Origin of the sequence: Cedecea sp. FDAARGOS_727, assembly GCF_012273235.1 — a bacterium.
In the GTDB taxonomy this organism is placed as follows: Bacteria; Pseudomonadota; Gammaproteobacteria; order Enterobacterales; family Enterobacteriaceae; genus Cedecea; species Cedecea davisae.
In genome coordinates, this window is the sequence record NZ_CP050966.1 from 3,389,646 (window position 1) to 3,401,801 (window position 12,156).

The 12,156-nt window shown below is 57.7% G+C and carries 9 protein-coding genes and 1 riboswitch; of the genes, 7 read left to right on the plus strand and 2 right to left on the minus strand.

The window, feature by feature from the left end; genetic code table 11:
- Positions 1-90 precede the first annotated feature (90 nt).
- Positions 91-263, plus strand: a riboswitch (M-box (ykoK) riboswitch).
- A gap of 73 nt (positions 264-336) precedes the next feature.
- Entirely contained in the window at positions 337-1,383 is a 1,047-nt protein-coding gene (locus FOC35_RS15980) for a magnesium transporter (protein ID WP_172569448.1), read from the plus strand.
- 34 nt (positions 1,384-1,417) lie between these two features.
- On the opposite strand, the gene moeB is transcribed toward FOC35_RS15980, so the two are convergent.
- On the minus strand, positions 1,418-2,170 hold the full coding sequence (gene moeB / locus FOC35_RS15985) for a molybdopterin-synthase adenylyltransferase MoeB (RefSeq protein WP_172569449.1): 753 nt from the start codon (positions 2,168-2,170) through the stop codon (positions 1,418-1,420).
- Between the two features lies 1 nt (position 2,171).
- Positions 2,172-3,404: a molybdopterin molybdotransferase MoeA gene (gene moeA, locus FOC35_RS15990; RefSeq protein WP_172569450.1), complete on the minus strand. Its 1,233-nt coding sequence runs from the start codon at positions 3,402-3,404 to the stop codon at positions 2,172-2,174.
- 210 nt (positions 3,405-3,614) lie between these two features.
- On the opposite strand from moeA, the gene FOC35_RS15995 reads away from it, so the two are divergent.
- The 6 genes from FOC35_RS15995 (at position 3,615) to gsiD (ending at position 12,155) form a co-directional block, all read left to right on the plus strand.
- Positions 3,615-5,576, plus strand: a complete 1,962-nt coding sequence (locus FOC35_RS15995) for an autotransporter outer membrane beta-barrel domain-containing protein (protein WP_172569451.1) — start codon at positions 3,615-3,617, stop codon at positions 5,574-5,576.
- Between the two features lie 205 nt (positions 5,577-5,781).
- Complete coding sequence (locus tag FOC35_RS16000) at positions 5,782-6,735, plus strand: isoaspartyl peptidase/L-asparaginase (protein WP_172569452.1); 954 nt, start codon at positions 5,782-5,784, stop codon at positions 6,733-6,735.
- The gene (gene gsiA, locus FOC35_RS16005) at positions 6,735-8,609 is read left to right on the plus strand and encodes a glutathione ABC transporter ATP-binding protein GsiA (RefSeq protein ID WP_172569453.1); all 1,875 of its coding nucleotides are present in this window, start codon (positions 6,735-6,737) and stop codon (positions 8,607-8,609) included. Before FOC35_RS16000 ends, gsiA begins: the two co-directional genes overlap by 1 nt.
- An 11-nt stretch (positions 8,610-8,620) precedes the next feature.
- Entirely contained in the window at positions 8,621-10,159 is a 1,539-nt protein-coding gene (gene gsiB / locus FOC35_RS16010; RefSeq protein ID WP_172569454.1) for a glutathione ABC transporter substrate-binding protein GsiB, read from the plus strand.
- A 161-nt stretch (positions 10,160-10,320) separates the two neighbouring features.
- Complete coding sequence (gsiC, locus tag FOC35_RS16015) at positions 10,321-11,241, plus strand: glutathione ABC transporter permease GsiC (protein WP_172569455.1); 921 nt, start codon at positions 10,321-10,323, stop codon at positions 11,239-11,241.
- Positions 11,242-11,243: 2 nt separating this feature from the next.
- A complete protein-coding gene (gene gsiD / locus FOC35_RS16020) occupies positions 11,244-12,155 on the plus strand; it encodes a glutathione ABC transporter permease GsiD (protein ID WP_172569456.1) in 912 nt (303 codons plus the stop codon).
- Position 12,156 lies beyond the last annotated feature (1 nt).

Sequence of the window (12,156 nt, forward strand, 5' to 3'; positions counted from 1 at the left end):
GCACAGGAAAGCATAAATAAACCCTAAACAAAGCAGGCTCTTTGACTTGCGCCCCGGGCTGAGATCCCTACTATAGGCCGCGGAAGACTTGCAGTATCTCGTTAGGCGAGGCTCCTGTACAAACACAGGTTACTGATCTGACGACGTCGAGAGACGCCCAAGATTAGGACAGGTTATATCGAGTCAAGGTATAACCCCAGGTAACTTCCCCCGCATTTGGGGATACGTTGTACAGTGCTAAAACCGAGACATGGAGATAGCGTCAGCACTCTCATATCTTGCTTCGCCCCAGGATGAGGACTGTTTATTTTTTAAAACAGTAACCGGGGAAAAATCATGACCTTTTCAACCAATACTTCTGCGCACTCTCGCGCATCTATACTCCTGCCTGCTAAACAGCCCGGCTCAGAAGCGCATAGCACCGTCCTGGGTTATCTGAGCCAGGATTTTATCGCTCTGCGGCCGGGAACAACGGTCGGCCAGGCGCGGGAATACTTCTGTTCGGAAATTAAAAACGAGCAAATTCCTTCTCAAATCTTTGTTGTGGATGATGACGACCATCTGTACGGCCTGGTGCCGGTAAAAACCCTGCTTCAGGCAGATAAAGAGCTGTTGCTGAGCGAATTGATGAGAACGGTTCATTTCTCGCTGCCGCCTGAGAAAACGCGGCATGAAGCCTGCATGGAGATTAAAAAATCCGCCTCAAACTACATTCCGGTACTCAGCTATGGAAAACTGAAAGGGGTGCTTGGCCCGCAGGAAATCGCGCAGCTGCTGGAAGATGAAAATACTCTCGACAGCCAGTTACAGGGGGCTTCATCCCCGCTGGAAACCCCCTATCTGCAAAGCAGCGTCTTCACGCTGTGGCGCAAACGGTCGGTGTGGCTTCTGCTGCTGTTCGTTGCCGAGGCTTATACCAGCTCGGTGATTAAATCCTTTGAGGATCAGCTGGAAGCGGCGATTGCGCTGGCCTTCTTTATCCCGCTCTTAATCGGCACCGGCGGCAATACCGGGACGCAAATTACCTCGACCCTGGTCAGGGCGATGGCGCTGGGAGAAGTCGGGCTGAAGGATCTTGGCGCGATATTAAGAAAAGAGATTTCCGCTTCGGTATTAATTGCCATCACCATCGGCACCGCCGGATTTATCCGGGCGTGGATGCTGGGCGTGGGGATGGAAGTGATGATGGTCGTGAGCCTGACGCTAATAGCGATTACCGTGTGGAGCGCTATTGTATCTTCGATTATTCCGATGCTGCTGCGTAAAGTAAATATCGACCCGGCGGTGGTTTCCGCTCCGTTTATTACCACTTTAATCGACGGCACAGGGCTGCTTATTTACTTTAAAATTGCCGAACTCATGCTGACCGATCTCGCCATCTAAGATAAGAAACGGGGATAATATTATCCCCGTTTATTTATTCGCAGCCGCAAACCTCACATTGAGGATTACGCGCCAGCGTCATCTCTCTGAACTGGCAGGTCATCGCATCGTAGAGCACGATTTTCCCGCTGGCTGGCGTGCCGTAATTTGCCAGCAGTTTGATGGCCTCCATCGCTTCCAGCGAGCCAATAATTCCCACCAGCGGCGACATCACGCCAGCTTCCACGCAGCTTAGCGTGCCTTCGCCAAACAGGCGGCTCAGGCAGCGGTAGCAGGGCTCATTGGCCTGATAAGTAAACACGCTTATCTGACCTTCCATGCGAATCGCCGCCCCCGATACCAGCGGCCGCTTATGCAGGAAGCAACTGCGGTTAAGCTGGTTGCGGATCTCCACGTTATCGGTGCAGTCCAGAATCACCTCATGCTGCGCCACCAGCTCGGCAAGCTGCTGCTCGTCCAGCAGGGCGTTCACCGTCTCCAGCCGGATATGCGGGTTAATGGCGGCCAGCATCTCCCGGGCTGAGTCAACTTTGGGCCGGCCGATAGCGGCGTCGCGGTGCAGCGTCTGGCGCTGGAGGTTAGAGAGCGAGACGGTGTCGAAGTCCAGCAGGGTGAGATGCCCGACGCCCGCGGCAGCAAGGTATTGAGCCGCCGCGCAGCCCAGCCCGCCAAGCCCGACAATAAGCACCCGCGAGGCCTTCAGCTTTTCCTGGCCGTCAAAGTCAAAGCCGCGCAGGACTATCTGGCGGTTGTAGCGCAGCATTTCTGCATCGCTAAGCTCGACCACGTTAGCCTCCGAACAGCGAGTTAAACGGCTCGACTTCTACCCATTCCCCGGCTTCGACATTGCCGCGCTCGCGCTCGAGCACCACAAAGCAGTTGGCCTGGCTGAAGGAGCTGAAAATATGTGAGCCCTGATGGCCGGTACTCAGCACTTCCAGGTCGCCCTGCTCGTTGCGGCGTAAAATACCGCGCTGGAAGTCGAGGCGGCCAGGCGATTTTTTCAACCTGCCGACGGTGCGCACCCGCATCCGCGGCGGAAGAGGGTTGCCCTGTTGGCCGCCCATCGTCGTCAACAGCGGCTGTACGAGTTGATAGAAGGTCAGCGCCGCGGAAACCGGGTTGCCCGGCAGGCCGCAGAACCAGCTGTTTTCCAGGCGGCCAAAGGCGAAGGGTTTGCCAGGCTTAATCGCCAGCTTCCAGAAGCCCACTTCGCCCAGTTCCTCGAGGATTTGTTTGGTGTAATCCGCCTCGCCAACCGACACGCCGCCGCTGCTGATAACCACGTCCGCACGGCTGTCTGCCTCTTTAAATGCGGCGCGCAGAGCGTCCTGGTCATCGCGAATAATCCCGAGGTCGATAACTTCCGAGCCCAGCTCTTTCAACATGAGATGCACCGCCAGGCGGTTGGTATCGTAGATTTGGCCTTCGGCCAGCGGCTGGCCGGGCAGCTGTAATTCATCCCCGGTGGAGAACACGGCGACGCGAACCTTGCGGTAAACGGTGACTTCGGGAATGCCCAGCGAAGCAATCAGCGGCAGTTCGGCCGCGGTGAGTTTTGTTCCTGCGGCTAACACGCTTGCGCCCTGGCGGATGTCTTCCCCACGGCGGCGAATATTCTGGCCGTTTTGTACCGTGGCGTTAAAGCGTACGCCGGACTCGGTAGATTTGGTTTCTTCCTGCATCACGACGGCTTCGGCACCCTGCGGTATTGGCGCACCGGTCATGATGCGCACGCAGGTGCCTTCCGGCCATTCGCCGCTAAACGGCTGCCCGGCGAAGGCTTTACCCGCTATCGGCAATGCGCCCCCGGCTTTGATATCCGCCATGCGCACCGCATAACCGTCCATTGCCGAATTATCAAACCCCGGAACATCCAGCGGAGAAATCACCGGTTCGGCGGTAACCCTACCGACTGCCTGTAGCAGCGGCAATGTTTCCGTTTCGGTGAGCGGTTTAATGCGGGAAAGCATTTGTCCAAGTGCGGTTTCAAGCGGGATCAGCCCGGCGGTAAATTCCATGCATAACTCCTGGGGCAGGGGCAAAATAAGGGCTTAGTATGGCAGAAAATGGCCGTGGGCTGCATGTCCCGGATCAGCAAAATCCTTTCCCCCTCTACTCCCTATGCGTTACATCACGTTGTCACGTTTCTTGCTTACTCTCGGCCTGCACGCAAACGGCTATTGGCTATAGTCATTGTGGCTACTCAAAACCTCTGCAAGGAAGAACTGATGACAGACATAAAAAAAGCATTTCAATTCAGTACGCTAGCCGTGGCAATAGGACTCACTTCATCTGCATTCGCCTTTGACTCGCTGACCGTATTCGGCGACAGCCTCAGCGATACCGGTAATAACGGCCGCTGGACGTGGAACAGCAGCCAAAACAAACTTTATGACGAGCAGCTGGCCGACCGCTACGGACTGACGTTAACCCCTTCACGCACCGGCGGGAGTAACTATGCGGCAGGCGGTGGAACCGCCGTGCCGGGGCTTAACCTGGCTGATAATACCCAAAGCCAGGTGCAGCAATATCTGAGCCAGACCGGAGGCAGGGCGGACGGCAACGGCTTATATATTCACTGGATTGGCGGGAATGATTTGGCCGCCGCCGCAACGCAACCGGCGCTGGCGCAGGGCATTGCCGCGAACAGCGCTGCAAATGCCGCAGCCCAGGTTGGTGCATTACTGGATGCTGGGGCAGGGCTGGTGGTCGTCCCGAATGTGCCGGACATCAGCGCGACGCCAACGCTGATGGAGATGGTGCTGAGCGTGGGGCTGGGCGCGGCGGCAACGCCCGCGATTCAGGCCGCTTACGCCTCGCTTGATGCCGCAAAAACGCCGGATCTCGCCAGCCGCCAGCAGGCTATTCACGATGCGCTTCGCGCCGCGGCCTCGGTGGTCAGTGCTAATCCGCTCGTCCAGCAAGCTGCTGCCGCTCAGCTTATTGCCGCCTATGACGCGGCGGCACAGCAGGCTTCTGCCTTAACCGATTTTTACAACGGTGCTGAGGATAAAGCCCTGTCGCAGCGCGGCGGAAATATTGCCCGCGCGGACATCAACGGCGTGTTCCAGGAAATCCTTGTTAATCCGCAGGCGTTTGGCCTCACCAATACCGCCGGCATGGCGTGCCCGGCTGGCGTGTCTGCCAGCGATTGCACCAGCTCAACGCCGGGCTTCAACCCGTCTCAGGATTACCTGTTTGCCGATCACTTCCACCCCAGCCCGCAGGTTCACAGCATCATCGCCCAGTATATTGAGTCAATTATTGCCGCTCCGGTGCAGGTCACTCGCCTTAATCAGGGCACGCTGGCGATGGTGCGTGGGAGCAGGGCAACGCTCGACGGCCGCTACCAGCAACTGCGCCATAACGATAACGCTGTAGGTTCGCTGGGCGTGTTCGGCGGCTACGGCGGGGGCTATCAGCGTTACAGCGGTGAAGGAAAAGGAAATACCAACAACCTCACCGTCGGGGTCGATTACCAGCTTAACGACAGCCTGCTGGTGGGCGGGCTGATTGCGGGTTCGCTGGATAACCAGCGCCCGGACGATAACTACCGCTACGACACCCGAGGCGTTCAGGCGGCGCTGTTCAGCCAGCTGCGCGTGGGCCAGGCGTGGATTAACGGCGACGTTCACTACCTCTCTGCGGACTTCACCAACATTCGGCGCGATATCACTCTCGGGCAGCTAACGCGCACTGAAAAGGGTGATACCGACGGAAGGCTCTATGGTGCGAGGCTCACCGCGGGCTATGACTTTGCGCTGACGCCCTGGCTGACCACGGGGCCGACACTGCAATATGCATGGGATTACAGCCACGTCAATGGCTACGGTGAAAACGGCAGCAGCAGCACGGCGATGCGTTTTGGCGACCAGAACGGGCATTCGCAGATTGGCAGCGCGGGCTGGCGGGTTGATGCCCACCCCGGCGTCATTAATCCGTGGGCGCAGGCAAGCTACCGCCACCAGTTTGGCGACCGCGAGTACAGCGTTAACGGCGGGCTGAAATCCACCGCGCTAACCTTCAGTCGTACCGGCGAAGAGCAGGATAAAAACTGGGCCGAGCTTTCTGTCGGCGCGGACATGCCGCTTTCCGCTACGGTTTCCGCTTTTGCCGCCGTATCACAAACGGCCGGCCTGAGCGACGGTAATCAGACCAGTTACAACCTTGGCATTAGCGCGAAGTTCTAACTTTTTCTTATCCCTTAGTAAGTTGGCCTCTTTGCTGCGGCGAAGGGGCCTGCACGCTGCCTGCCGCGTCCCGAAGACTAAAGTCAATTATCTTTACAACACATTTACGTCTTTCTATATTCAAAAATCGTATCAATGTTTGGCAACTATTCTGATATTTATAGAAAAAACGCTGCCGGATACCACTCTTTGCAGGCAATGCCGAATGACTAAAGCCGTTATCGCTATTCACGGTGGGGCCGGGGCTATAACCCGCGCCCGACTGACGCAGGAAAAAGAGCTGCAGTTTATCGCTGCGCTATCAGACATTGTTGTTGCCGGGCAGAAGATCCTTGAGCAAGGGGGAAGTGCTCTTGACGCCGTTACCGAAGCGGTGCGCCTGCTTGAAGAGTGCCCGCTGTTTAACGCCGGTATTGGCGCGGTTTATACCAGCGAGGGCAAGCACGAGCTGGATGCCTGCATAATGGACGGCAACACGCTTGAGGCCGGAGCGGTAGCGGGCGTCAGCCATATCCGCAACCCTATTCTGGCCGCCAGGAAGGTGCTGGAGAACAGTCCACACGTCCTGTTGATTGGCGAGGGGGCAGAGCATTTTGCCGCCGGGCAGGGGCTTGAGCCGGTAGCGGCGGATATCTTTTCAACCGAAGAGCGCTATCAGCAGCTGCTCCGCGCCCGTGAAAGTCAGCAAACCGTGCTGGATCACGACGGAGCCGAGCCGATAGACGCTGATAAAAAATTTGGCACCGTTGGCGCAGTAGCGCTGGATAAGTTCGGCAATCTTGCGGCGGCAACCTCAACCGGCGGGATGACTAACAAACTGCCGGGCCGCGTGGGCGACTCGCCGATAGTTGGCGCGGGCTGCTATGCCAATAACGCCAACGTCGCCGTTTCATGCACCGGCACGGGTGAAGTCTTTATGCGCACGCTGGCGGCTTACGATATCGCCGCCCTGGTGGAATACGCTGGCCTGAGCCTTCAGCAGGCTGTGGACCGCGTGGTGCTGGAAAAACTGCCCGCACTCGGCGGCAGCGGCGGCATGATAGCGATTGATAATCAGGGCAACGTGGCGCTGCCTTTTAACAGCGAAGGAATGTATCGCGGCTTTGGCTTCGTGAATGATTCCCCGAACGTAGGAATCTATCGTGACCAGGAGAGTTAATGTCGCAAGGCCATGAACTACCGGACGAGCAGGTACTGGCTGTCAGCGACCTGAATATTCGCTTTCGTCAGCAGCAGCAGGTCACCGACGCGGTGCGCCACCTCTCGCTTACCCTGAACCGCGGTGAAACGCTGGCGATTGTCGGCGAGTCCGGTTCCGGTAAGTCGGTCACCGCAATGGCGTTAATGCGCCTGCTGGAGCAGGGTGGCGGTGAGGTTAACTGCGAAAAGCTGCTGCTGCGCCGCCGAAATAAAGAAGTACTCAGCCTGCCGGAACTCAGCAATTCGCAGATGCGCCGCGTGCGCGGTGCGGATGTGGCGATGATTTTCCAGGAGCCGATGACCTCGCTGAACCCGGTGTTTACCGTGGGCGAGCAGATAGCAGAGTCTATTCGTCTGCATCAAAAACTTGATGGACGGGCCGCACTGGCGGAGGCGAAACGCATGCTTGAGCGCGTAAGGATCCCGGAGGCGCAGTCGATCCTCAGCCGCTATCCTCATCAGCTTTCCGGCGGTATGCGCCAGCGGGTCATGATTGCGATGGCGCTTTCATGTCGCCCAGCGGTATTGATTGCAGATGAGCCCACTACCGCGCTGGACGTCACCATTCAGGCGCAGATCCTGCAATTGATCCGCGTATTGCAAGACGAAATGCAAATGGGGGTGATTTTTATCACTCACGATATGGGCGTGGTTGCAGATATTGCCGACCGGGTGCTGGTGATGTACCGCGGCGAGGCGGTAGAAACCGGCCCCGTGGATCAAATATTCAATCACCCGCAGCACGCTTATACCCGGGCGCTGCTGGCCGCCGTTCCGCGTTTAGGCGCGATGAACGGCAGTGATTTACCGCGAAAATTCCCGCTGGTGGTAGCGGGCGAGCCGAACCAGCAGGAGACGGAAATCGAGCAGGACACCATCCCCCCCGGCGCGAAGCCGGTGCTTGAAGTGCGGGACCTGGTCACCCGCTTCCCGCTGCGCAGCGGTATTTTCAACCGCGTTACGCGCCAGGTTCATGCCGTAGAAAAAGTGAGTTTCGACCTGCTGCCCGGTGAAACGCTGGCGCTGGTGGGCGAGTCCGGCTGCGGGAAATCGACAACCGGGCGTTCGCTGCTGCGGCTGGTGGAAACTCAGGGCGGGACTATTACCTTTAACGGCCAGCGCATTGATAACCTGCCCAACGGCGAGTTACAGCACGTGCGCAAAGACATTCAGTTTATCTTCCAGGATCCTTATGCTTCGCTGGATCCGCGCCAGACCGTCGGCTATTCGATTATGGAGCCGCTGCTGGTGCATAACGCAATGCCGAAGGAAGAAGCCCAGCAGCGCGTAGCCTGGCTGCTTGAGCGCGTAGGATTGCAGCCCGAACACGCCTGGCGCTATCCGCATGAGTTTTCCGGCGGCCAGCGTCAGAGGGTCTGCATTGCCCGCGCGCTGGCGCTGAACCCGAAAGTAGTGATTGCCGATGAATCCGTTTCGGCGCTGGATGTCTCTATCCGCGCGCAAATAGTGAACCTGCTGCTCGACTTACAGCGCGAGTTCGGCATCGCTTTTCTATTTATCTCCCACGACATGGCCGTTGTGGAACGCATCAGCCACCGCGTGGCGGTCATGTACCTCGGCCAGATTGTCGAGATTGGCCCGCGCCGCGCGGTGTTTGAAAACCCCCAGCATCCGTATACCCGCAAGCTTATGGCGGCGGTGCCGGTTGCAGATCCATCCCGCAAGGGACGCAAGCCTGTTTTAGTCTCTGACGAGATCCCCAGCGCCACGCGCAGCCTGGGGGATGAACCGCATGTAGCACCGCTGGTTGCCGTGGGGCCGGGGCATTTTGTCGCCCGTCACGCCATCGGCAGCAGTGAAAATCGACTATAAGGAAAACAATAATGACAGCTAACACAACGCAAAAATGGCTGCTGGCGGCGGGGCTTGCCTCCACCGTTATCGCCGCGCCCGCCTTCGCTGCTAAAGATGTCGTCGTAGCGGTTGCTTCCAACTTCACCACGCTCGACCCGTATGACGCCAACGACACGCTGTCGCAGGCGGTGGCCAAGTCTTTCTATCAGGGGCTGTTCGGGCTTGATAAAGATATGAAGCTGCAAAACGTGCTGGCGGAAAGCTATAAAGTTTCTGATGACGGCCTGGTGTACACCATCAAGCTGCGCTCCGGGGTGAAGTTCCAGGACGGTACCGACTTTAACGCCGAAGCGGTAAAAGCCAACCTCGATCGCGCCAGCAACCCTGACAATCACCTCAAACGCTATAACCTGTATAAAGCCATCGCGAAGACCGAAGCGGTTGACCCGACCACGGTAAAAATCACCCTGAAGGAGCCGTTCTCGGCGTTTATCAACATTCTTGCCCACCCTGCAACGGCAATGATTTCCCCGACCGCATTGCAAAAATACGGCAAAGAGATTGGCTTCCACCCGGTCGGCACCGGCCCGTATCAGCTTGATACCTGGAACCAGACCGACTTCGTGAAGGTGAAGAAATTCGGCGGCTACTGGCAGCAGGGGCTGCCTAAGCTCGACAGCATTACCTGGCGCCCGGTGGTGGACAACAACACCCGTGCGGCGATGTTGCAAACCGGTGAGGCGCAGTTCGCCTTCCCAATTCCTTACGAGCAGGCAGGCGTGCTGGAGAAAAACAGCAAGCTGGAGCTGGTGGCTTCTCCATCCATCATGCAGCGCTACATCAGCATGAACGTCACCCAGAAGCCGTTCGATAACCCGAAAGTGCGCGAAGCTATTAACTACGCCATTAACCGCCAGGCGCTGGTGAAAGTGGCCTTCTCCGGTTTTGCAACGCCGGCCGAAGGCGTGGTGCCGCCGTCTATCGCCTATGCGGAAAAATTCAAACCCTGGCCTTACGATCCGGCCAAAGCAAAAGCGTTGCTGAAAGAAGCCGGTTTCCCGAACGGATTTGAAACAACGCTCTGGTCTTCCCATAACCACAGCACCGCGCAGAAAGTGTTGCAGTTTACCCAGCAGCAGCTGGCGCAGGTGGGGATCAAAGTGAAAGTGACGGCGATGGACGCCGGGCAGCGCGCGGCTGAAGTGGAAGCCAAAGGGCAGAAAGAGAGCGGCGTAAGAATGTTCTACACCGGCTGGTCCGCCTCTACCGGTGAAGCTGACTGGGCATTGTCTCCGCTGTTTGCCTCCCAGAACTGGCCGCCAACGCTGTTCAACACCGCTTTCTACAGCAACCCTCAGGTAGACAAAGACCTGACCGGGGCGCTGCAAACCACCAATCCACAGGAGAAAGCGAAGCTGTATAAAGACGCCCAGGACACCATCTGGAAAGAGTCTCCGTGGGTGCCGCTGGTGGTAGAAAAATTGGTTTCCGCCCACAGCAAAAACCTCACCGGGTTCTATGTGATGCCGGATACCGGATTCAGCTTTGATAATGCGGACCTGAAGTAGAGTGGCTTTTACCCTCACCCCATCCCTCTCCCTGGAAGGGAGAGGGGGAAAACGAGGTCGGTCTCTGCTCCCTCTCCCTTTAAGGGAAAGGGGGGCCATACTCTGCCTTTCGTCCCCTCTCCCCTCTGGGGAGAGGGTTAGGGTGAGGGGGAGGGGCCTCGATGTTTAACTATTTCCTCAAACGCCTCTTCGGCCTGATCCCAACGCTGCTTATTGTGGCGGTGCTGGTATTCCTGTTTGTGCACCTCCTGCCGGGCGACCCGGCGAGGCTGATTGCCGGGCCGGAAGCCGACGCCACCGTCATCGAACTGGTGCGTAAACAGCTGGGGCTGGATCAGCCGCTGTGGCGGCAGTTCCTGCACTACATCACCCACGTTGTGCAGGGCGACTTTGGTACCTCGCTGGTTTCTCGCCGCCCGGTTTCCGAAGAGATTGCCAGCCGCTTTATGCCAACGCTATGGCTGACGATAACCAGCATGGCCTGGGCGACGCTGTTTGGCCTGGTGACCGGCATTGTGGCCGCCGTCTGGCGCAACCGCTGGCCGGACCGCCTGAGTATGACGCTTGCCGTTTCCGGGATCTCGTTCCCGGCTTTTGCGCTCGGCATGCTCTTGATGCAGGTTTTCTCGGTCGAACTGGGCTGGCTGCCGACGGTAGGCGCCGACAGCTGGCAACACTATATCCTGCCGTCGATAACCCTTGGTGCTGCCGTCGCCGCGGTGATGGCTCGTTTTACCCGCGCCTCGTTTGTCGATGTGCTGCATGAGGACTATATGCGCACCGCGCGCGCTAAAGGCGTGAGCGAGACGCTTATCGTGGTTAAGCACGGCCTGCGTAATGCGATGATCCCGGTTATCACCATGATGGGACTACAGTTTGGTTTCCTGCTTGGCGGATCGATTGTGGTCGAGAAAGTGTTTAACTGGCCGGGGTTAGGGCGCCTGCTGGTGGACTCGGTAGAGATGCGCGACTACCCGGTGATTCAGGCGGAAGTGCTGCTGTTTTCGCTGGAGTTTATTGTTATCAACTTAGTGGTGGACCTGCTTTACGCCGCCATTAACCCGGCCATCAGGTACAAATAAGGATGCGACTTTTAAACTGGCGACGCCAGGCCATAGTAAACGCGATGCCCACCGTTCGCAGCGGCCAAATTCGCACTCCGTGGAGCGAGTTCTTACGCCGCTTCCGCCAGCAGCCGGTGGCCATGACCGCCGGATTGTTTGTGCTGCTGCTGATTGTGGTTGCTTTGATTGCCCCCTGGATTGCGCCTTTTGATGCTGAAAACTACTTCGACTATGACAGGCTGAACGAAGGGCCTTCGATGTTGCACTGGTTTGGCGTTGACTCTCTCGGGCGCGACATCTTTAGCCGCGTGCTGGTGGGCGCGCAAATTTCCCTGGCCGCCGGGGTCTTTTCGGTGCTGATTGGCGCGTTGATAGGCACCTTCTTCGGCCTGCTGGCGGGGTATTACGAAGGCTGGTGGGACCGCATTGTGATGCGCATTTGCGACGTTCTGTTTGCCTTCCCCGGTATTCTGTTGGCTATTGCCGTGGTGGCGATAATGGGCAGCGGCATGACCAATGTCATCATTGCCGTCGCCATTTTCAGTATTCCTGCGTTCGCTCGCCTGGTGCGCGGCAATACACTGGTGCTTAAACAGCAAACTTTTATCGAGTCTGCTCGTAGTATTGGCGCTCCGGATGCGATTATTATCTTCCGGCATATCCTGCCGGGGACCGTCTCATCTATCGTGGTTTACTTTACGATGCGCATCGGAACTTCTATTATCTCCGCCGCCAGCCTGTCGTTTCTCGGGCTTGGTGCTCAGCCGCCAACCCCTGAATGGGGCGCGATGCTGAACGAGGCGAGGGCGGATATGGTTATTGCCCCGCACGTTGCTATTTTCCCGAGTCTTGCCATTTTTCTTACCGTGCTGGCGTTCAACCTGCTGGGGGACGGACTGCGGGATGCGTTGGATCCGAAGATTAAAGGGTAGC

Coding starts and splice junctions, on each gene's coding strand:
- gsiD (WP_172569456.1), top strand. CDS start 11,244: ATGCGACTTTTAAACTGGCGACGCCAGGCCATAGTAAACGCGATGCCC.
- gsiC (WP_172569455.1), top strand. CDS start 10,321: ATGTTTAACTATTTCCTCAAACGCCTCTTCGGCCTGATCCCAACGCTG.
- moeA (WP_172569450.1), bottom strand. CDS start 3,404: ATGGAATTTACCGCCGGGCTGATCCCGCTTGAAACCGCACTTGGACAA.
- gsiB (WP_172569454.1), top strand. CDS start 8,621: ATGACAGCTAACACAACGCAAAAATGGCTGCTGGCGGCGGGGCTTGCC.
- FOC35_RS15980 (WP_172569448.1), top strand. CDS start 337: ATGACCTTTTCAACCAATACTTCTGCGCACTCTCGCGCATCTATACTC.
- gsiA (WP_172569453.1), top strand. CDS start 6,735: ATGTCGCAAGGCCATGAACTACCGGACGAGCAGGTACTGGCTGTCAGC.
- FOC35_RS16000 (WP_172569452.1), top strand. CDS start 5,782: ATGACTAAAGCCGTTATCGCTATTCACGGTGGGGCCGGGGCTATAACC.
- FOC35_RS15995 (WP_172569451.1), top strand. CDS start 3,615: ATGACAGACATAAAAAAAGCATTTCAATTCAGTACGCTAGCCGTGGCA.